General features: G+C 67.1%; 21 protein-coding genes, 1 pseudogene and 1 other annotated feature. Of the genes and pseudogenes, 10 read left to right on the top strand and 12 right to left on the bottom strand.

All coding sequences use genetic code 11. The annotated features are described in order from the left end of the window. Positions 1 to 126 precede the first annotated feature (126 nt). The gene (locus IEW01_RS09585) at positions 127 to 291 is read left to right on the top strand and encodes a hypothetical protein (protein WP_188527381.1); all 165 of its coding nucleotides are present in this window, start codon (positions 127 to 129) and stop codon (positions 289 to 291) included. 89 nt (positions 292 to 380) lie between these two features. Beyond that, positions 381 to 1,640, top strand: a pseudogene (locus IEW01_RS09580) (IS3 family transposase). After that, positions 662 to 778: a sequence feature (AL1L pseudoknot), on the top strand. Its footprint overlaps the pseudogene before it by 117 nt. Before the next feature lie 291 nt (positions 1,641 to 1,931). Here the strand turns inward: IEW01_RS09580 and IEW01_RS09575 are convergent. From IEW01_RS09575 to IEW01_RS09560, 4 genes are all read right to left on the bottom strand, one after another. Beyond that, entirely contained in the window at positions 1,932 to 2,621 is a 690-nt protein-coding gene (locus IEW01_RS09575; protein WP_188527380.1) for a D-lyxose/D-mannose family sugar isomerase, read from the bottom strand. 59 nt (positions 2,622 to 2,680) lie between these two features. Further along, complete coding sequence (locus IEW01_RS09570; protein WP_188527379.1) at positions 2,681 to 3,109, bottom strand: c-type cytochrome; 429 nt, start codon at positions 3,107 to 3,109, stop codon at positions 2,681 to 2,683. Positions 3,110 to 3,175: 66 nt separating this feature from the next. Continuing rightward, the gene (locus tag IEW01_RS09565; protein WP_188527378.1) at positions 3,176 to 3,964 is read right to left on the bottom strand and encodes a gamma-glutamyl-gamma-aminobutyrate hydrolase family protein; all 789 of its coding nucleotides are present in this window, start codon (positions 3,962 to 3,964) and stop codon (positions 3,176 to 3,178) included. A 64-nt stretch (positions 3,965 to 4,028) separates the two neighbouring features. After that, complete coding sequence (locus IEW01_RS09560) at positions 4,029 to 4,457, bottom strand: GlcG/HbpS family heme-binding protein (protein ID WP_188527377.1); 429 nt, start codon at positions 4,455 to 4,457, stop codon at positions 4,029 to 4,031. A 182-nt stretch (positions 4,458 to 4,639) separates the two neighbouring features. Here IEW01_RS09560 and ribB point away from each other — a divergent pair, with 182 nt between their 5' ends. The 4 genes from ribB (at position 4,640) to IEW01_RS09540 (ending at position 7,197) form a co-directional block, all read left to right on the top strand. Continuing rightward, positions 4,640 to 5,773, top strand: a complete 1,134-nt coding sequence (gene ribB / locus IEW01_RS09555) for a 3,4-dihydroxy-2-butanone-4-phosphate synthase (protein WP_188527376.1) — start codon at positions 4,640 to 4,642, stop codon at positions 5,771 to 5,773. Beyond that, positions 5,773 to 6,324, top strand: coding sequence for a 6,7-dimethyl-8-ribityllumazine synthase (locus IEW01_RS09550; RefSeq protein ID WP_188527375.1), 552 nt, complete (start codon positions 5,773 to 5,775; stop codon positions 6,322 to 6,324). Before ribB ends, IEW01_RS09550 begins: the two co-directional genes overlap by 1 nt. Then, positions 6,321 to 6,788 (top strand): transcription antitermination factor NusB, encoded by a 468-nt coding sequence (gene nusB, locus IEW01_RS09545; RefSeq protein WP_188527374.1) that lies wholly within the window; start codon positions 6,321 to 6,323, stop codon positions 6,786 to 6,788. The genes IEW01_RS09550 and nusB overlap by 4 nt, the downstream gene beginning before the upstream one ends. A gap of 100 nt (positions 6,789 to 6,888) precedes the next feature. Next, positions 6,889 to 7,197 (top strand): hypothetical protein, encoded by a 309-nt coding sequence (locus IEW01_RS09540; protein ID WP_188527373.1) that lies wholly within the window; start codon positions 6,889 to 6,891, stop codon positions 7,195 to 7,197. A gap of 160 nt (positions 7,198 to 7,357) precedes the next feature. Here the strand turns inward: IEW01_RS09540 and IEW01_RS09535 are convergent, their stop codons facing one another. From IEW01_RS09535 to IEW01_RS09525, 3 genes are all read right to left on the bottom strand, one after another. After that, on the bottom strand, positions 7,358 to 7,660 hold the full coding sequence (locus IEW01_RS09535) for an FtsB family cell division protein (RefSeq protein WP_188527372.1): 303 nt from the start codon (positions 7,658 to 7,660) through the stop codon (positions 7,358 to 7,360). A gap of 137 nt (positions 7,661 to 7,797) precedes the next feature. Further along, the gene (locus tag IEW01_RS09530; RefSeq protein ID WP_188527371.1) at positions 7,798 to 8,688 is read right to left on the bottom strand and encodes a fructose bisphosphate aldolase; all 891 of its coding nucleotides are present in this window, start codon (positions 8,686 to 8,688) and stop codon (positions 7,798 to 7,800) included. A 136-nt stretch (positions 8,689 to 8,824) separates the two neighbouring features. Then, positions 8,825 to 10,021 (bottom strand): phosphoglycerate kinase, encoded by a 1,197-nt coding sequence (locus tag IEW01_RS09525; RefSeq protein WP_188527370.1) that lies wholly within the window; start codon positions 10,019 to 10,021, stop codon positions 8,825 to 8,827. Between the two features lie 198 nt (positions 10,022 to 10,219). Between IEW01_RS09525 and IEW01_RS09520 the strand changes: the two genes are divergently transcribed. The 3 genes from IEW01_RS09520 (at position 10,220) to IEW01_RS09510 (ending at position 12,049) form a co-directional block, all read left to right on the top strand. Beyond that, positions 10,220 to 10,726 (top strand): peptidylprolyl isomerase, encoded by a 507-nt coding sequence (locus IEW01_RS09520; protein ID WP_188527369.1) that lies wholly within the window; start codon positions 10,220 to 10,222, stop codon positions 10,724 to 10,726. Continuing rightward, positions 10,719 to 11,378: a peptidylprolyl isomerase gene (locus IEW01_RS09515; protein WP_188527368.1), complete on the top strand. Its 660-nt coding sequence runs from the start codon at positions 10,719 to 10,721 to the stop codon at positions 11,376 to 11,378. The genes IEW01_RS09520 and IEW01_RS09515 overlap by 8 nt, the downstream gene beginning before the upstream one ends. Before the next feature lie 344 nt (positions 11,379 to 11,722). Continuing rightward, positions 11,723 to 12,049, top strand: a complete 327-nt coding sequence (locus IEW01_RS09510; protein WP_188527367.1) for a hypothetical protein — start codon at positions 11,723 to 11,725, stop codon at positions 12,047 to 12,049. Positions 12,050 to 12,165: 116 nt separating this feature from the next. Here the strand turns inward: IEW01_RS09510 and acnA are convergent, their stop codons facing one another. Continuing rightward, the gene (gene acnA, locus IEW01_RS09505) at positions 12,166 to 14,916 is read right to left on the bottom strand and encodes an aconitate hydratase AcnA (RefSeq protein WP_188527366.1); all 2,751 of its coding nucleotides are present in this window, start codon (positions 14,914 to 14,916) and stop codon (positions 12,166 to 12,168) included. Between the two features lie 212 nt (positions 14,917 to 15,128). On the opposite strand from acnA, the gene IEW01_RS09500 reads away from it, so the two are divergent. Then, a complete protein-coding gene (locus IEW01_RS09500; protein WP_188527365.1) occupies positions 15,129 to 15,839 on the top strand; it encodes a DUF1223 domain-containing protein in 711 nt (236 codons plus the stop codon). Here the strand turns inward: IEW01_RS09500 and IEW01_RS09495 are convergent. From IEW01_RS09495 to purB, 4 genes are all read right to left on the bottom strand, one after another. After that, positions 15,826 to 16,719 (bottom strand): DMT family transporter, encoded by an 894-nt coding sequence (locus IEW01_RS09495; protein WP_188527364.1) that lies wholly within the window; start codon positions 16,717 to 16,719, stop codon positions 15,826 to 15,828. The two genes, IEW01_RS09500 and IEW01_RS09495, sit on opposite strands and share 14 nt — an antisense overlap. Positions 16,720 to 17,150: 431 nt before the next feature. Beyond that, positions 17,151 to 18,236, bottom strand: a complete 1,086-nt coding sequence (locus IEW01_RS09490; protein WP_268236815.1) for a flagellar motor switch protein FliG — start codon at positions 18,234 to 18,236, stop codon at positions 17,151 to 17,153. Positions 18,237 to 18,358: 122 nt separating this feature from the next. Next, positions 18,359 to 18,517, bottom strand: coding sequence for a hypothetical protein (locus tag IEW01_RS09485; RefSeq protein WP_188527363.1), 159 nt, complete (start codon positions 18,515 to 18,517; stop codon positions 18,359 to 18,361). Positions 18,518 to 18,586: 69 nt separating this feature from the next. Further along, positions 18,587 to 19,894: an adenylosuccinate lyase gene (gene purB / locus IEW01_RS09480; RefSeq protein ID WP_188527362.1), complete on the bottom strand. Its 1,308-nt coding sequence runs from the start codon at positions 19,892 to 19,894 to the stop codon at positions 18,587 to 18,589. Between the last annotated feature and the right edge of the window lie 34 nt (positions 19,895 to 19,928).

Raw genomic sequence — 19,928 nt, 5'->3', positions numbered from 1 at the left:
GATCTCTACTTCAGGTCTGTATCTATGGTCGGACATAGCGCCGGACCTACGCCGTGAGCCTCAAGTCAGAAAGACGGCCCTCCCCGGAGGCTTACGATCATCACGCAAAAAAACAACTGGAATGAAGTGTTCGAGCCGGTGTTCCGCCGTCCGACTTTCGTGCAGGAATCCTTTCAGCGTCTTTACCCAATCCGCATCTGCACGATGCACGCCCGCATGATCACCCAAGATGACGAAATCTATCTCTATGTAGAGATCAAGCGAGTCCTCTCAGCAATCGGCATTGATTGAGCCCCACCAAACCTCATGACACTCAGTCAAGTTGTATGAACCGTCCCGGGTTTGCCGGAGGCTCCAACTCCTGAGTAGGATGGAGCATCATGAGCAAGACAACGAACAAGTATTCCCCCGAAGTGCGCGAGCGAGCGGTTCGCATGGTTCTGGACAATCCTGGGCAGCATGAGAGCCGTTGGTCGGCGATCCTGTCAGTGTCCTCGAAGATCGGCTGTGCGGCACAGACGCTGAATGAGTGGGTCAAGAAGGCCGAGGTCGACAGCGGCAAGCGGGCCGGTGTCACGACTGAGATGACCGAGCGGCTGAAGGCGCTGGAGCGGGAGAACCGGGAACTCCGGCAGGCGAACGAGATCCTGCGGAAGGCCAGCGCATATTTTGCTCAGGCGGAGCTCGACCGCCGACCGAAGTCATGATCGCGTTTATTGAAGCGCATCGCGCGGAGCTTGGGGTCGAGCCGATTTGCAGGGAACTGCCGATTGCCCCGTCTACGTTCTACGATCATCTGGTCAAACGCGCTGATCCTGATCTGCTCTCGGACCGGGCGAAGCGGGACGCGGAGCTGCGCCCCGAGATCGAGCGGGTTTTCGAGGCGAACTGGCGGGTCTACGGCGTGCGGAAGGTCTGGCGACAGCTCGGGAGGGAAGGCTTCGATGTCGCCCGTTGCACCGTCGCGCGGCTGATGAAGGACATGGGACTTCACGGTGCTATCCGCGGCAAGCCGCATAGGACCACGGTGCCGGACAAGACGCTGCCGTGCCCCTTGGACAAGGTGAACCGGCAGTTCCGTGTGCCAGCGCCTGACAGGCTCTGGGTCAGCGACTTCACCTACGTCGCTACCTGGTCGGGCGTTCGGCATCGGTCTCGAACCGATGGCGACCAATGCCTCACTCTACGTCGCCTTCGTGATCGACGCCTTTGCCCGCCGGATCGTCGGTTGGCGGGTGAGCCGCACGGCCCACGCCGGCTTCGTCCTCGACGCTCTGGAACAAGCCGTTCACCAGCGGCAACCGGGCGCGGGCCTCGTGCACCACAGCGATCGCGGATCGCAATATCTGTCGATCAAATACACCGAGCGCCTGGCCGAGGCCTGCATCGAGCCCTCGGTCGGCAGTGTCGGCGACAGTTATGACAACGCACTCGCAGAGACGATCAATGGCCTATTCAAGGCCGAGGTCATCCACCGCCGTGGCCCGTGGCGCAGCTTCGACGCCGTGGAATACGCCACCCTCGAATGGGTCGACTGGTTCAACACCCGCCCCCTGCTGGAACCCATCGGAAACATCCCGCCGGCAGAGGCCGAAGCCAACTTCTACGCAGCTCTGGAAACTGAAACCATGGCCGCGTAGCTTACATCAACCGGCCTCCGGCAAACCCGGGGCGGTTCACTATGACACAGCATCGCACACCGATATTACGTCAGCTTTTTGTCCGCTTTTGATGGTATGACTGAATGATCGCGCAGTCAAAGCGCACCACCGCTTCCCGCAGTCCGTGACAGCGCAGGACTTTGAGCGCACCAGTTTCCGCAATTGCGGCGAAAGTCGGGATCGTCCGCATCAACACCGTCCAAGCCTTCGTCCACTCAACCGAAGCCGAACGCAGCGCAAATCGACAAATTTCTGTCAGGGTGACGAACCCTAACCGCCGAACACGCGCCGGTAGTCCGACACCAGCAGGTGGCGCGGGGCTTCGTCTTCTTTCACCTGCGAAAACCGCCCGATCGGGTCGCGAAACACGTTGTCGGTCTCGTCGTCGTTCACGGTGGAGACCTCGCCGATCAGAACGTCGCCGCCCTCGCCCCAGAAGGCGTGCCAGTCGCCCGGCATCAGGGTGACGCTTGCGCCCGGCGCGAGGCGGATCACCTCGCCGGGGGCGAAGCGCCGTTCGATCCCGTCGCAGTGCACCACGCCGCCGGCACACACATCAAAGCCGCCGTCCGGGTCGGAGCCGAACAATTCCACCGCCAGCGTCGCGCCGCCGCGGTTGATGATGTCTTCGGCCTTGACGATGTGGCGGTGCATCGGGCTGAGCTGGTCGCGGCGCGAGATCAGCAGTTTCTCGGCGTAGCACATCCCGCGCCCGGCGCGCAGATCGGCGAGCCGCCCGTTGCGCAGGGTGAACAGGAAAAGCCCCATCCTGTCGAAATCACCCGCGCCGTAATCGGTGATGTCCCAGCCCAGCCGGGCGCCGATCACCGCCTGCGCCTCGGGCGCGCGGGCACGGAATTCCTCCGGCGTCCAGTAGGCGAAGGGCGGCAGGGTGAAGCCGAACCGGCGGATCATCGCGTCGGCCTCGGCCATGATCTCGTTGATGCGCGAGCGTTTCATGCGGGGTTCCCGGGGTTGACCCCTGCCTTGGTGCCCCGGTCGGGCGCGGCGCGCAAGGCTCAAAGGATGCCGTTGACGCGCTGCACCTTGCGGATGAAGGTGACCACCGCGTCGATCTCGCCTTGCGTGATCCCTTCGACCGGCGGCATGTTGCCAAAGCGCCAGTGATGCGCCCGCACCCCGCGCGTGGCGGCCAGCACGAAGGCCATGTCGCCATGATGCGAGGGTTCGTAGATCTTGTGAATGAGCGGCGGCCCCGCACCCTCGATCCCGCCCGCGTTGGGGCCGTGGCATTCGGAGCAACGCGCCGCGAACACCTGCTTGCCGACGAGCTCGGCACCCGCCAGCATGGGCATCTGGACCGGGACCATCTCGCCCGCGGCACCCGCACCTGCCACCGGTGCCGGCTCGGGAGCCGGGTCACGCAGCAGGAGCCAGCCCGCGGCCGCCGCCGCGGCGATCACCGATATTGCCAGCACGCCCCGCATGACGCCTCCTTTCGCGAAAAGCTCAGGATCGGGCTTCCAGCAGGGGAAAGGTCAAGCCCGACGTGATCACACCGCCTTGAGCGCGGGCGTGCGGCACGCCCCCTCGGCCCAGGCGCGTGCCGCATCGCCGAAGGCCTCGAACAGCGGGCGCGACACCGGATCGTTGGCCGCGTTGAACTCGGGGTGCCATTGCACCGCGAGCGCGAAGCCGGGCGCGTCCTCGATATAGATCGCCTCCGGCGTGCCGTCATCGGCCCAGCCGTCGATCACCACGTGCTTGCCGGCGGTCTTGATGCCCTGCCCATGCAGCGTGTTGGTCATCACGTCGCGCGCACCGAGCAGGCGGTGAAACACGCCGCCCTCCTCAAGGTGCACCACGTGGCGGATGGCGAACTTTTCCTCGATCGTGCCTTCGGGCGGCATCCGGTGGTTCATCCGGCCGGGCAATTCGCGGATTTCCGGGTAGAGCGTGCCGCCCATGGCGACGTTGACCTCCTGGAAGCCCCGGCAGATGCCGAAGAACGGCTGGCCCCGCTCGACGCAGGCGCGCACCAGCGGCAGGGTCACCGCGTCGCGGCAGCGGTCGAAGGCGCCATGCGCCTCGGTCGGCGGCTCGCCGTATTCCTCCGGGTGCACGTTGGGCCGCCCGCCGGTGAGCAGGAAGGCGTCGCAGGTCTCCATCAGTTCCTCGACGCTCACGTAGTTCGGATCGGCGGGGATCAGCAGCGGCATGCAGCCGGCCACCTCGGCAACGGCGGCAGAATTCATCGTGCCGCCCGCGTGGGCGGGGTAATCGCCGCCGATCAGCGCCGAGTTGCCGATGATCCCGATAACCGGGCGTCGTTTCGCCGTCACCGTGCCGGTCCTCCATGGCTGTTGGTCACAAGATAGGTCGTGCAGGGCCTAAGAAAAAGGGGGATCACCCCTCGGCCGCAAACCCCGCCGCCTCGATCCCGGCGATTCCCACGGCCAGATCGTTCTCCGAGGTGTCGCCGGTCACGCCGACTGCGCCGACCACCCGGCCGCGCTTGTCACGCACGAGGATGCCGCCGGGCACCGGGGCCAGCTGGCCGCCGTAGATGCCGTTGGCGGCGATCATGAAATAGGCCTGCGCCTCGGCCCGGTCGCGCTGCGCGGTGCCGCCCATGCCGAGCATCACGGCGCCGTAGGCCTTGGCCCGCGCCAGTTCGAACCGGCCCGGAGGTGCGCCGTCGGAGCGCTCGAAGGCGATGACATGCCCGCCCGCGTCGAGCACCGCCACCGCGAGCGGTTTCATCTCCTGCGCGCGTCCCGCCTCCAGCGTCTTGCGGATCATCGTCCGCGCCTTCGCCAAGCTGATCTCCGCCATGCTGGTTCCTCCTGTGCTGCGCGCCCGGGCCTGCGCCGCCCGGGGCGGTCGTTGCCCCTGTCTAACCCGTCTCGTTGGTCGAGGCCATGCGAATTGCCTCGGCGGAACCCGCGCGCCTTTGCCTCTGGCCATGGCGCGCGCGAGCGGTTATCTCCCCGGGCGAGCGCAAGCGAGGGAAGACCATGGCGGACGGAAAGCAATACGAAACCCCCGGTCCGATGGAAGTGAACTGGCGCGATGCCATTTCCGCCATCGAGGAGATCATCGAAGAGGCCCGCAACGGCCGGATGTTCATTCTCGTCGACCACGAAGACCGCGAGAACGAGGGCGATCTCGTGATCCCGGCGCAGATGGCCACGCCGGAAGCGGTGAACTTCATGGCCACCCACGGGCGCGGGCTGATCTGCCTCGCGCTCCCCGGCGAGCGGATCGACGCGCTGGGCCTGCCGCTGATGTCGACCGTGAACGCCTCGCGGCACGAAACCGCCTTCACCGTCTCGATCGAGGCGCGCGAGGGGGTAACCACGGGGATCTCGGCGCATGACCGCGCCCGCACCATCGCCGTGGCGATCGACCCGGCCAAGGGCGGCAGCGACATCGCCACGCCCGGCCACGTCTTCCCGCTGCGCGCCCGCGCCGGCGGCGTTCTGGTGCGCGCGGGCCATACCGAGGCGGCGGTGGATATCGCCCGCCTTGCCGGGCTGCAGCCCGCCGGCGTGATCTGCGAGATCATGAACGACGATGGCTCCATGGCGCGCCTGCCCGAGCTTGTCGGCTTCGCCCAGAAACACGGGCTGAAGGTGGGCACGATCTCCGATCTGATCGCCTACCGCCGCCGCCACGACAACCTCGTGAACGAGAGCGCGCAGAAGGCGGTGACCTCGCAATTCGGCGGCGACTGGATGCTGCGCGTCTTCACCGACGAAACCCAGGGCGCCGAGCATATCGTGCTCACCAAGGGCGACCTGACCACCGATGAGCCGGTTCTGGTGCGGATGCACAGCCTCAACCCGCTGGAAGATGCGCTCGGGCTCGGCCCGGCGCCCGCCGACGAGCTGCAGCGCGCGATGGAGATCATCGCCGAAGAAGGCCGCGGCGTTGTCGTGCTCCTGCGTGACCCGGCGATGAAGCTCGCCGTCGACGGCACGGTGAGCCCGCAGATCCTGCGCCAGTACGGGCTCGGCGCGCAGATCCTCTCGGCGCTCGGGATCCGGCGGCTGATGCTGCTCACCAACAGCCCGATGCCGAAGGTGGTGGGGCTGGAAGCCTACGATCTCGTAATCGAGGGCACACACCCGATTCGCGGAGGTAAGTGATGGCCGGGAACGAACAGCACTACGTCCTGCCGCGCCCCGTCTTCGACAAGCCGGTGAAGCTGCTGATCGTGGTGGCGCCCTATTACAAGGATATCGCCGACAACCTCCTGGCCGGCGCCCGGGCCGAGATCGAGGCGGCGGGGGCTTCTTGCGATCTCGTCGAGGTGCCGGGCGCGCTCGAGGTGCCGACGGCGCTGGGCATGGCCGACCGGCTCTCGAACTTCGACGGCTACGTGGCGCTTGGCTGCGTGATCCGGGGCGAAACCACGCATTACGAGACGGTCTGCAATGACAGTTCGCGCGCGCTGACGCTGCTCGGCCTGCAGGGCCTCGCGATCGGCAATGGCATCCTGACGGTGGAAAACCGCGCCCAGGCCGAGGTGCGCGCCGATCCGGACGGGCAGAACAAGGGCGGCGGCGCGGCGGCCGCGGCCTTGCACCTGATCGCCCTGCGCCACAAGTGGGGCCGGGTGGACAAGCCGGTGGGCTTCCGCCCCTGGGAGGAATACCGGCTCGCGGGCGATCCGGGCGAGGGGAGCACCGGGGCATGACCCTGTCGGGCAACGAGAAGCGCAAGATGCGCTCGGCCGCGCGGCTCTACGCGGTGCAGGCGCTGTTCCAGATGGAAAGCTCGGGCCAGACCGTGGAGCGGGTGATCCGCGAGTTCGAGGAGTTCCGCTTCGGCGAGGCGCTCGAAGAGGGCGAGATGGTCGAGGGCGATCCCGACCTGTTCCGCGCGCTGATGGAAACGGCGGTGAACCTGCAGGCCAGGATCGACCAGATGACCGACCGCGCGCTGGTGGCGAAATGGCCGATCGGCCGGATCGACCCGACGCTGCGGGCGCTGTTCCGCGCCGCCGGGGCCGAGCTTGTCGAGGGCGACACGCCGCCGAAGGTGGTGATCAGCGAGTTCGTCGACGTGGCCCGGGCGTTCTTCCCCGAGAGCGACGAGCCGAAATTCGCCAACGCGGTGCTCGACCACATGGCCCGCGAGGCGCGTCCGGAGGCGTTCTGAGCCACGCGGCTTCACCCCCGGGTGAGCTGCGTCAGCTTGACGCTTGGCGGCGGCGCCTTACGTGTTAGGGTGAGAGTCTCGAAAAACCGGGGGGAACCCAATGCCACAACTGGTGCGCCTATACATCAAGAACGTGATCATCGGCTTCGCGCTGTCGGGCGTTTTCGTCTTTGCGCTGCTCTACCTGAACATCGCGAACCTCTGGCACCTGATCTCGACCTCCGACATGGGGTGGATCGCCTTGGCGATGCTGGTGTTCCTCAACGGCATCGTGTTCGCGGGCGTGCAATTCGCCATCGTGATCATGCGGATGGGCGAAGATGACGAGCCGAAAGGCGGCAAGCGCGTGCCGGTGGCGACCAATATCCCCGCCCGCGTCGAGGCGACCGCACCGACCTCGCGCCGCTAGGTCGCACGCGGCCCGGCACAGGGTGCGCCGGAGATCGCCGGCGCATCGGCCGGGCTGGGCCAATTGACTGATATGAGTGAGATTTCCCGCGCCGGGTGATGCCGTGGGCCGCCAGCTGCGGCCGCTGCCGGGCGTGGTCGAAACCACCGCCCCGAGGGCGTCAGCGCAGCACCACCTCGTCGCCGCGCACGAGGCCAAGCACCGAGCGGGCCTGTTCGTCGAGCAGGTCGAGGTCGAGGTACTCGTCGGAGAGACGGTGGGTCTTGTTGCGCAGCACAGCGAGGTCTTCGGCCAGCCGGTCGCGCTCGGCGCGCAGGGCCTCGGCCTCGGCGTCGATCCGCACCCGGTTGAACAGGCCGAAATCGCCCTGCACGCTGGCAAAGGTGAAGTAGAGCGCCGCGGCCACGAGGCCGAGAAAATACACGACCCCACCCAGCCCGGATTGATTGCGCGGATTGCTCATCATCTGCCCGTTCGTGCCTCACGCGCGCCTCTCGCGGACGCTGCGCACCAGTATCGCACAGGTGATTCGGCTTGTGAATCCCAAAATGCCTGGGCGAAAGGCGGCCGTTGCGCCACCTTCCGCCGATCTTGCCCGGTTCAGGTGATCGAGGCCTGGTAGATGTCCTCGATCGCCGCGCCGATGGCGGCGTTGAACTCGTCGTCGCTCATCTGGGCGGTCAGCCCCTCGGTGAGCGCGCGGCTGAAGCTCGCGATCATGCCCGCGTTCTGCGCGAGCAGCGCGTTGGCCTCGTCGCGCGCGTAGCCGCCCGACAGCGCCACCACGCGCACCACCTTGGGGTGCTTGATCAGCGTGCCGTAATGGTTGGTGATCGTCGGCAGGGTGAGCTTCAGCATCACATCCTGACCGTCATCGAGCGCGTCGAGATGCTTGGTGATCTCCTCGAGCAGGATGTCCTCGGCGTCGGCCTTCTCGGGGCAGTTGATGCTCACCTCCGGCTCGATGATCGGCACCAGCCCCTTGGCGAGGATCTGTTTGCCCACCTCGAACTGCTGCGCCACCACGGCGGCGATGCCGTCGGCATTGGCGGCGTTGATCACCGAGCGCATCTTGGTGCCGAAAATGCCCGCCGCCACCGCGCGGTCGAGCAGGGCATCGAGATCGGGCATCGGCTTCATCAGCTGGCAGCCGTTCTGCTCGTCGGCGAGGCCCTTGTCGACCTTGAGGAAGGGCACCACGCGGCGCTCGTTCCAGAGGAATTCGGCCGCCGGCTTGCCGGCGATCTCGCGCTCCATCGTCATTTCGAACAGGATCGCGCCGATCACCTTGTCACCGGTGAAGGCGGGGGCAGTGGCGATCCGCGACCGCATGGCGTGGATCAGGTCGAACATCTCTTCCTCGGTCGACCACGCATCTTCGCCCACACCGTAGGCGGCGAGCGCCTTGGGTGTCGAGCCGCCGGACTGGTCGAGTGCTGCGATGAAGCCCTTGCCCGTTTTCATCTGGGCGAGTTGGTCCTGGTTCGGCATGTCTGCCCCCTTTGATGGCTGGTGTCGGGGCTTTGTAGGCCGCGCGGCGGAGCGGTTCAATCGTGGTAGCGCTATTTCGCGGCACGAAAGAGGCGGGCCGCCGCGGGCCCGCCTCTTTGCCGTCTGGTTGGCGTGGTCAGCCCTGGTCGAGCGCGGCCACGCCCGGCAGATCCTTGCCTTCCATCCATTCGAGGAAGGCGCCGCCGGCGGTGGAGATATAGGTGAAATCCTCCGCCGCCCCGGCCTGGTTCAGCGCCGCGACGGTATCGCCGCCGCCGGCAACCGAGGTGAGCTCGCCCGCCTTCGAGAGCGCCGCGGCATGGGCGGCGGCGGCGTTGGTGGCGGCGTTGAAGGGCTCGATCTCGAAGGCGCCGAGGGGGCCGTTCCAGATCAGCGTCTTGGCGCGGTCGAGCGTGGCATTGATCTTCGCCACGCTGTCGGGCCCGGCGTCGAGGATCATCGCGTCCGGCGGGCAGGCGTCGGCGGCCACGGTTTCGTTCGCCGCCCCGGCCTTGAACTCGCGCGCCACCACCACGTCGGTCGGCAGGATGATCTCGCAGCCCGCGGCGCCGGCCTTTTCGAGGATCTCGCGCGCGGTGTCGGCCAGATCGTGCTCGCAGAGCGACTTGCCCACGTCAATGCCCTGCGCGGCAAGGAAGGTATTGGCCATGCCGCCACCGATCACGAGGTGATCGACCCGGCCCACGAGGTTGCCCAGAAGGTCGAGCTTGGTCGAAACCTTGGCGCCGCCGACAACCGCCACCACCGGGCGCACCGGGTTGCCGAGCGCGGCTTCAAGCGCGGAAAGCTCCGCCTGCATCAGCCGCCCGGCGCAGGCCGGCAGCAGCCGGGCGATGCCCTCGGTCGAGGCATGGGCGCGGTGCGCGGCGGAAAAGGCATCGTTGACGTAGACATCGGCGAGCGCCGCCAGCGAGGCGGCGAAGACCGCGTCGTTCTCTGTCTCTTCCTTGTGGAAACGGGTGTTCTCCAGCAGCAGCACCTCGCCGTCGCCAAGCGCGCTCACCGCCTCCTTGGCCGGGCCGCCGATGCAGTCGGCGGCGAATTTCACCGGCATCCCGAAGGCCGCTTCCAGCGCCGGCACGATGGTCTTGAGGCTCATCTCCGGCACCACCTGGCCCTTGGGCCGGCCGAAATGCGCCATCAGCACCGGCTTGCCGCCCTTGGCGACGATATCGGTCACCGTCGGCACGATCCGTTCGATCCGGGTTGCGTCGGTGACGTTGCCGGCATCGTCCACCGGCACGTTGATATCCACCCGCACCAGCACAACCTTGCCGGCCAGATCCATGTCATCAAGGGTTTTCCAGGCCATATCGCTCTCTCCCGTGCAGTCTGTCACGGGTCAAAGACACGATCGGGGGCCGATGGGTCAATGAGGCAAATGCGCGGGCGGGCAAATTCTTTTTTCTTGCCTGAAACGAAAATCTAACGGCGTCGCCGCCCGATGGGCCTTTTCCTCCGACGCGCGCGCGCATAGGTTTCGGCCAACGAAATGCACAGGAGCGCCCCAATGGCCGAGATCAAGGACCCCGAAAACACCATTCTCATCGAACTCAAGGATGGCACCGTGACGATCGAGCTGCTGCCCGACGTGGCGCCGCAGCACGCCGCGCGGATGAAGGAGCTCGCACGCGCGGGCAAGTATGACGGCGTGGTGTTTCACCGGGTGATCGACGGCTTCATGGCCCAGACCGGCGACGTCGAGCACGGCAATGTCGACGCCGGCGGCGATCTGCGCCGCGCCGGCACCGGCGGCTCCGACCTGCCCGACCTGCCGGCGGAGTTTTCCAAGCTGCCGCATGATCGCGGCACGCTGGGAGCGGCCCGGTCGCAGAACCCCAACAGCGCCAACAGCCAGTTCTTCATCAACTTCGGCGACAACCATTTCCTGAACGGCCAATACACCGTCTATGGCCGGGTGATCTCGGGGATGGAGCATGTCGACAAGATCGTGCGTGGCGAGCCGCCCGCGAACCCCGACAAGATGATCTCGGTGAAGGTGGCGGCGGATGCCTGATCTCGAACCGGGCGATCAGCGGGGCGCGCGCAACGGCCGGTCGCGGCTGATCGCCTGGATCATCTTTCTGGCCGGTGTGGGGCTGATCGCGCTCTACTATTTCCTCACCGTGCCCGGCTCCGCACCGCAGGTGGTCACCGCCCCGCCCGGCGACGGGCCGCAGGTGGCGCTGACGATCTCGGGCGAGGCCGAGGGCGAGGTGGTGATCGAATTGTTCGATGACCTGGCGCCGAACCACGCCGAGCGCATCCTCGCCCTGGTGGGCGAGGGGGCCTATGACGGCGTGGTGTTTCACCGCGTGATCGACGGCTTCATGGCGCAGACCGGCGACGTCCAGTTCGGCCGTGCCGGCAGCGACCTGTCGCGCGCGGGGGCGGGCGGGTCGTCCTACCCCGACCTGGCGGCGGAGTTCTCGGAAGAGCCCTTCGTGGCTGGTGTGGTCGGCATGGCGCGGTCGGCCGATCCCAACTCGGGCAACTCGCAGTTCTTCATCATGTTCGACAAGGCGCCGCACCTCGACGGCGAGTATACCGCCGTTGGCCGGGTGATTTCCGGCATGGAGGTGGTGCAGGCGATCAAGCGCGGCACCGGGCGCAACGGCGCGGTGACCGACAGCCCGGACGTGATCGAAAGCGCCCGGGTGGTGGAATAAGGCAGCGCCCCCGGCGACGGGGGCGTTTGCACCTTCAGCCTGCGAGCCAGAGCGCGGCGATGAAAGCGGCAAGGGCAAGGGCTTCGAGGGCGGGGATGGGAATGCGTCTGGTCATGCCCCGGATCTAGCATGGGCTGGTTAAGTTTTCCTTACCGAATCCGGGCCGAAGCGGAGACAGAGTGTTTCCGACGCGTGGTGAATTCGCGCAATAACCCCCGTTTCTCCCACAAATCGCCCGGTTTGCCCGCGATTGTGTCGGGGATGAAAACGGGACCTGGAACCATGAGTCAGACCACGGCCGCACCGGCCAGCGAGCGCGGCCGCCTCGGCGCCGCCACGGCGCGATGACCCGCCCGATGCGCGAGAACCTGTTTCGCCCCGAGCCGGTTGAAACCGGGCAGCAGCCGGCATCCTACGCGCTGTTCGACATGCCCGACGCCAACACCCCCGCGCGGCTCGATGATTTCGACCCGGCGACCGATGCGCTTCACCTGCAATTGCTCGATGCCGCCCTGTTCGGGCTTGCGCCCGGCGATTGGCCGCAAGCCACGCTCACCCATGACCCCGCCACCGACACCACCGCCGTGGCGGTGAACGGCGTGATCGTGGCGCGCCTCGCCGGCGACCCGGGGCTCGACCCGGCCGACATCGTGGTGACGGCGCTGGCCTGAGCACGATTCAGGCGGCCGGGGGCACGCCTTCGGCCCGGGCGGGGCGCGCAGATGAGCTGACGAAAAAGCCCCGGGCGTGCTGCCCGGGGCTTGCCTTTGTCACGCTGCCGGACGGCTCACGCCTTGGCGAGGTTGCGCAGCACGTAGTGCAGCACGCCGCCGTTCTCGACGTATTCCTTCTCGACCCCGGTATCGATGCGCGATTTCAGGGTGATCTCCTTCACCGTGCCGTCGGCGTAGGTGATCGTGCAGGGCACCTCGGCCTGCGGCGCGAAGCCCTCTTCGAGGCCGGTGATCGAAATCGTCTCTTCGCCGGTGAGGCCGAGCGACTTGCGGGTGTCGCCGCCGGTGAACTCGAAGGGGATCACCCCCATGCCGACGAGGTTGGAGCGGTGGATTCGCTCGAAGCTCTCGGCGATCACCGCCTTGACGCCGAGCAGGTTGGTGCCCTTCGCCGCCCAGTCGCGCGAAGAGCCCGCGCCATAAAGCTCGCCGCCGAACACCACCAGCGGCGTGCCCTCGGCCTGGTAGGCCATGGCGGCGTCGTAGATCGAGGTCTGCGCGCCGTTCGGCCCCTTGGTGTAGCCGCCTTCGACGCCATCGAGCATCTCGTTGCGGATACGGATATTGGCGAAGGTGCCGCGCATCATCACCTCGTGGTTGCCGCGCCGGCTGCCGTAGGAGTTGAACTCGCGCAGCGGCACCTGCCGCTCGATGAGATACTTGCCGGCGGGCGTATCGGCCTTGAAGCTGCCGGCGGGCGAGATGTGGTCGGTGGTGATCATGTCGCCCAGCACCGCCAGAACCCGGGCCCCCTCGATATCCGAGATCGTGCCCGCCTCGGGCGCCATGCCCTGGAAGTAGGGCGGGTTCTGGATATAGGTCGACTGCGGCGGCCAATCGTAGGTTTCGCCGCCCGAAACCTCGACCGCCTGCCACTTCTCGTCGCCCTTGAACACGTCGGCGTATTTCGACTGGAACGCCTCGCGGGTGACGACCCGCTCCACCAGTTCGGCGATCTCGGCGTCGGTGGGCCAGATGTCGCGCAGGTAGACGTCCTTGCCGTCCGGCGTCTGCGCCAGCGGCTCGTTGGCGACGTCGATGTTCATGTCGCCGGCGAGCGCATAGGCCACCACCAGCGGCGGCGAGGCGAGGTAATTGGCGCGCACGTCGGGGCTGATGCGGCCCTCGAAGTTGCGGTTGCCCGAGAGCACCGATGTGGCGATCAGGTCATTTTCGGCGATCGCCTTGGAAATCTCGGGCTGGAGCGGCCCGGAGTTGCCGATGCAGGTGGTGCAGCCGTAGCCGACGAGGTTGAAGCCGATGGCGTCGAGATCGTCCTGCAGATCGGCCGCTTCGAGGTATTGCGTCACCACCTGGGAGCCCGGCGCGAGCGAGGTTTTCACCCAGGGCTTGCGGGTGAGGCCTAGCGCGCGGGCCTTGCGCGCGACGAGGCCGGCCCCGATCAGCACGTAGGGGTTCGAGGTGTTGGTGCAGGAGGTGATCGAGGCGATCACCACCGAGCCGTCGCGCAGCTCGTAATCCTCGCCCTCGACCTTCGCGGTCTTGTGCAGGTTGACGGGCTTGGTGGGCACAGGGCCCTCGTCGGCCATGTCTTTCGCATCGGCGGAAATGTCGATGCCGCGATACTCGGCGACCACATCCTCGAAGGCGCGCGCGGCGGTGTCGAGCGGCAGGTAATCCTGCGGCCGCTTCGGCCCGGAGATCGCGGGCACGATCTCGCCCATGTCGAGTTCGAGCGTCGACGAATAGATCGGGTCGTAGTCCGGGCCGCGCCAGAAGCCGTTTTCCTTGGCATAGGCCTCGACCAGCGCGATCCGGTCTTCATCGCGGCCGGTCTGGCGCAGGTAGCGCAGGGTTTCGTCGTCGACGGGGAAGAAGCCACAGGTGGCGCCGTATTCGGGCGCCATGTTGGCGATGGTGGCGCGCTGCGCAAGCGGCAGGTTGTCGAGGCCTTCCCCATAGAATTCCACGAACTTGCCGACCACGCCATGGGCGCGCAGCATCTCGACCACCTTGAGCACGAGGTCGGTGCCGGTGGTGCCCTCGGTCATCGCGCCGGTGAGCTTGAAGCCCACCACCTCGGGGATCAGCATCGAGATCGGCTGGCCGAGCATCGCGGCCTCGGCCTCGATGCCGCCGACGCCCCAGCCGAGAATGGCGGCGCCGTTGATCATCGTGGTGTGGCTGTCGGTGCCCACCAGCGTGTCGGGATAGGCAACCTCCTCGCCGTTCTGGTCCTTGTCGGTCCAGACCGTCTGGCCGAGGTATTCGAGGTTGACCTGGTGGCAGATGCCGGTGCCCGGCGGCACCACGCGGAAGTTCTCGAACGCGGTCTGGCCCCACTTGAGGAACTGGTAGCGCTCCATGTTGCGCTCGTATTCACGATCCACGTTCATCTGGAAGGCGCGCGGGTTGCCGAATTCGTCGATCATCACCGAGTGGTCGATCACGAGGTCGACGGGCACCAGCGGGTTGATCTTCTTCGCGTCACCGCCGAGCGCCTTGATCCCGTCGCGCATCGCCGCGAGGTCGACCACTGCCGGCACGCCGGTGAAATCCTGCATCAGCACGCGCGCGGGGCGATAGGCGATCTCGCGCGGGTTCTGGCCGCCCTGCTTGCCCCAGTCGGAAAACGCCTTGATGTCGTCCACGCTCACCGTGCGGCCGCCATCCTCGAAACGCAGCATGTTCTCGAGCACCACCTTGAGCGCGGCGGGCAGGCGCGAAAACGCGCCGAGCCCGGCGGCTTCGGCGGCCGGGATCGAGTAATAGGCGATGGTGGCGCCTCCGGCGCTGAGCGTCTTGCGGGTGTTTGCGGTATCCTGGCCGACGATGATGGGCATCTGGGTCTCCCTTGACGTAACGAAAGCTTGGGCGCTGATGTGCCCCGTTTGCCGAGGCGGCGCAAGGGGCGGTTGACGGGAATGTATACCATTGCACACCGTTATGCAATCGCCGGCGCGCGGCTTCGAATTTCAAACTCTCGCAAAACCTTGATTGGCAGGTGAGGGGGGGCTGGTCTAGGTAGAGGTCGATCAAACGGAAACGAGCCCAGATGCGATCCTTTCTCCTAGCTGCCACGACCGCCCTCGCGGGCCTTGTCGCCTCCACCGCCTGGGCCGACGAAAAACCGCTCGTGGTGCTCGAGTTGTTCACCTCGCAGGGCTGTTCCAACTGCCCGCCCGCCGACAAGATGATCGCCGAACTGGCGGCGCGCGACGATGTGCTGCCGCTGGCGCTGCATGTCGATTACTGGGATTACATCGGCTGGGCCGACAGCTTCGCGCAGCCCGAATACACCGCGCGCCAGAAGGGCTATGCCCGCGCCGCGGGGCATGGCTCGATCTACACGCCGCAAATGGTGATCGGCGGTGTCGATCACGTGGTCGGGTTCAAGCCGATGAAGGTGGCGGGGCTGCTGCAGGCGCATGGCGAGAAGCATGCGCCGGTGGCGATCGAGGCCGAGGCGGCCGGCAGCGAGCTGCGAATCAACTGCCGCGTCCTTGCGCCCGGTGCGGCGATGGGGCGGATGACCGTCGATCTCGTCGTGTTCACGCCGCAGGCGACCGTCGAGATCCGCAAGGGCGAGAATGCCGGCGAAACCTTCACCTATGTCAATATCGTTACCTCGTGGCAGCGGCTCGGGCACTGGACCGGCGAGGGCGATTTCGAAGCGGTGGCGGACCTGCCCACCTCGGGCAACTACGCGGTCATCGTGCAGCAGGAAGGGCCGGGCGCCATCCTCGCCGCCTTCACTCCGCGCTGAGTTCGGCCTCGCGCCGGGCCCGCGCATCGCGGGTTTCGCGGTGCCAGACGTAAACCCCGGCCGCGGCGATGATCATCGCGCCGAAGATGGTGGCCGCGTCGGGCCACTCGTCGAAGAACAGGATGCCCCAGATCGTCGCGAACAGCAGCCCGGCGTAGGAGAAGGGCGCGACGAGCGAGGCCTCGGCCAGCATGAAGGCGCGGATCAGCAGGAACTGCCCGAGCGCCGCGATCCCGCCGATCGCCAGCATCATCATCGCCGCCCGCGGGCTCGGCGTCTGCCAGACCGGAACCACCACCACCGAGAGCACCAGCGCGCCGAGAAGCGCGGTGTAGAACAGCGAGGTCCAGACCGTTTCGCCCCGGCCGACGAAGCGGGTGACGAGCGCGAACCCGGCGTAGAACACCGCGCCCGCCAGCGCGAAGAACGCGTTGGGCGAAAACACATCGGTGCCCGGCCGGATCACGATCAGCGCGCCGGTCATTGCCGCGAGAATGCCGAACACCCGGCGCATCCCGATGCGCTCGCCGAGAAACAGCGCCGCCCCGAGCGTGATCAGCACCGGGTTGACGTTCATCAGTGCCGTCGCCTCGGCCAGCCCAAGGCGGCTGATCGCGAAAAAGAACATCGTGGTGGCGATGAGCAGGAACAGCGAGCGCAGGAACTGCAGCCAGGGGTGGCGCGTGCGCACCACCTGCCCGAGCCGGGGCAGCAGCAGCACCGTGACGAGGATGGTCTGGCCCGCGTAGCGCGCCCAGACCACCTGCACCACCGGCAATTCCTGGGTCAGCGTCTTGGCGAAGATGTCCATCACCGTCATGTTCAGGACGGCGAGGAGATAGAGCCCGATGCCCGCGCCCACCGGCGACAGCGCCTTCATGCCGTGCTCGCGATCGGGCGTGGAATGGGGGGAACGGGTCTGCGCATGGGCCGACCTTATGACCCTGTGCGCAGAGCCGCAATGCACAAGCGGCGTCGGCGTGCCTCAGCCGTTGGCGGGGGGGGGGGGGGGGGGGGGGGGGGGGGGGGGCGGGTGCGCAGCGGTTTGACCCGCATGAGACCCGCTTGCCCGTCGAGACCGGATGGCCGCCGCCTGGACCCGGCGGGTTTTTGGCACAAGCCCAGGCCGCCCCGGTCTGCGCCCGGGGCGATCCGGGCCGGGGGGCTCTGCCCCCCGGACCCCCCCGAGGTATTTCGGCCAGGATGAAGAGGGGAGGGTGCCGCTTTCTTTGCCGTGCGGTCGGGCCAGGGCGGCGGCGGTGCCATCGGATTTGGCTGCGGTGCCACGCGCGCCGCAAGCGGGGTCAGCCCTCACTCATCGTCCGCGATCAGGAGGATTTCTCCCGCCGCCTCCAGTTCGCGGATCGCGTTGACCACGGCGTTCATCGCCTCCTCGGCCTCCCGCGGCTTGACCGTGCCGAGGTTTTCCATCTCCTCGCGCAACTGGTCGGCCATCCGTTTCGACATCGCCTCGAGAATGAACTCCGCCGATGGGGTCAGTGCGCCGGTGGCGCCGGCCAGCGCGGTGATGAGCACCGCCTGATCGACCTCGCGGGTGATCTTGGGCACGTCGCGCGGATCGATCCGTGCGGGGATGTTGGCGAAGGTGAAGATCGCCTTGCGCACCTCCTCGGCGAAGGCGGCATCTTCCTCGTCGAGCCCCTGCAAGACCTCGTCGCGGGTGGCGCCGGAGGCGAAGTTCAGGATCGCGCCGACGCGCTCCACCGGCCCCTCGGAGAAAGCCCTGGCAGGCTGGGCGTCGAGCTGTTCGGCGAGCGAGCGGCCGATCCGCTCCACCACCTGCGGCTCGATCGCGCCGGTGAGCGACACCGCATAGGCCACGCGCCGGGCGCGCGGCCCGGGCAGGCGCGAGATCAGGTCGGCGGCGGTGGAGACCTTGAGCTTGGAGAGCAGCACCGCCGCCACCTCGACACTTTCCTCCTCCAGCACCGGCATCAGCCGATCGGGCGCCAGCGCGGCAATGGTGCTCCACGGGTCGCCGTGAAAGACGATGCCGCGCGCCTTGCGGATCCGGCTGGCGGTGGCGGCGCTGATCGTGCCGTCGAGCACCCAAAGGGCGCCCTCCAGCCCGCCGGGGAACGACAGGCCCACGTCTTCGATCTCGGCCACGAATTCGTCGATCACCGCCTTGAGCGTCACCCGGTCGACGAAGCGCATCGTCGCGATCTGCTGGGCCAGTTCGGCCTGCAGCGCCTCGGGCAGGTCGGCGAGCGAGAGCTTCACCCCTTCGGCCAGCAAGAGCCGCACGATGATCGCGGCCTTCTGCTTGCGCGAGAGTTTCCTCGGCGCGGCGAGGCCCCCGGCCGCCCCGCCGGGAACATCGAGCGCGCCGGGAGCGAGCGGATCGTTCCCGATGGCGGGCAGCGCGGTCGTCACCTCATTCCTCCTGGCCTCTCGCGGTGGGCAGAGACTGGCAGGCGCGGGTTAACAACCGGCTTACGCGGCTGATCCGACGCGAGAAAAAGACGCCGGATCGCAGGCCGGAACGGCCGCTGCGCTCAGCTCGAAACGATCTCGACGCAGGCCTGCTTTTCGTCGTCCCAGCTCATGCCGGTGGCGCAGACGTTGGCGGATTCCTTGTGCTCCGAGCACATCGCGAAGCCCGCGGCGGGCATCAGCGCGAAGAAGGCGGCGGCGAGAAGCTTGATCGCTTTCATATCCGAACTCCCTGTTATGGAAGGTCAGGATAGCATATTTCGCCGCCGCGTTCGATCACGCGCGCGCGATCAGCTTTCGCCGAACACGCGTTTGAAGATCGTGTCCACGTGCTTGGTGTGGTAGCCGAGGTCGAATTTCTCCTCGATCTCGGCCGGGCTGAGCGCCGCCGTCACCTCGGCGTCGGCCAGAAGCTCGGTCTTGAAGTCCTTGCCCTGTTCCCAGACCTTCATCGCGTTGCGCTGCACGAGGCGGTAGGCGTCTTCGCGGCTGACGCCGGCCTGGGTGAGCGCCAGCAGCACCCGCTGGCTCATCACCAGGCCTTTGAACTTGTTCATGTTGGCGAGCATGGTTTCGGGATAGACCACGAGGTTGTCGATCACGCCCGCGAGCCGGTTCAGCGCGAAATCGAGCGTGATCGTGGCATCGGGGCCGATGCCGCGCTCGACCGAGCTGTGCGAAATGTCGCGCTCGTGCCAGAGCGCCACGTTCTCCATCGCCGGCACCACCGCCATGCGCACGAGGCGGGCCAGCCCGGTGAGGTTTTCGGTCAGCACCGGGTTGCGCTTGTGCGGCATCGCCGACGAGCCCTTCTGGCCCTTGGAGAAGAATTCCTCCGCTTCCAGCACCTCGGTGCGCTGCATATGGCGGATCTCGATGGCGACGTTCTCGATCGAGGAGGCGATCACCCCCAGCGTGGCGAAGAACATCGCGTGGCGGTCGCGCGGGATCACCTGCGTGGAGATCGGCTCGGGGCGCAGGCCGAGCTTTTCGCAGACGTGCTCCTCCACCGCCGGATCGATGTTGGCGAAGGTGCCGACCGCGCCCGAGATCGCGCCGGTGGCCACTTCCCAGCGGGCCTTTTCCAGCCGGTTCTTGTTGCGGTCCATCTCGGCGTAGAAGCGCGCGAAGGTCAGCCCCATGGTGGTCGGCTCGGCGTGGATGCCGTGGGAGCGGCCGATGCGCACCGTGTCCTTGTGCTCGAAGGCACGTTTTTTCAGCGCCGCGAGCAGCTTGTCCATGTCGGCGAGCAGGATGTCGGCGGCGCGCACGAGCTGGACGTTGAAGGTCGTGTCGAGCACGTCCGACGAGGTCATCCCCTGGTGCACGAAGCGCGCCTCGTCGGCGCCGATATGTTCGGCGAGGTGGGTGAGAAAGGCGATCACGTCATGCTTGGTGACGGCCTCGATCTCGTCGATCCGGGCGACGTCGAATTCCACGTCGCGGGCCTTCCAGACCGCTTCGGCGTTGGCCTTCGGGATCACGCCCAGATCGGCCTGCGCGTCGCAGGCATGCGCCTCGATCTCGTACCAGATGCGGAACTTGGTGGCGGGCTCCCAGATCGCGGTCATCTCGGGGCGGGCATAACGGGGGATCATCGGCGGCTGCCTTTCGGTTTGTTTGGGCGTCGCG

It is taken from the genome of Sinisalibacter lacisalsi (assembly GCF_014640115.1).
Taxonomy (GTDB): Bacteria; Pseudomonadota; Alphaproteobacteria; order Rhodobacterales; family Rhodobacteraceae; genus Sinisalibacter; species Sinisalibacter lacisalsi.
The sequence above is the reverse complement of the archived record's forward strand: the minus strand, read 5'-3'. Positions and strand labels throughout refer to the sequence as shown.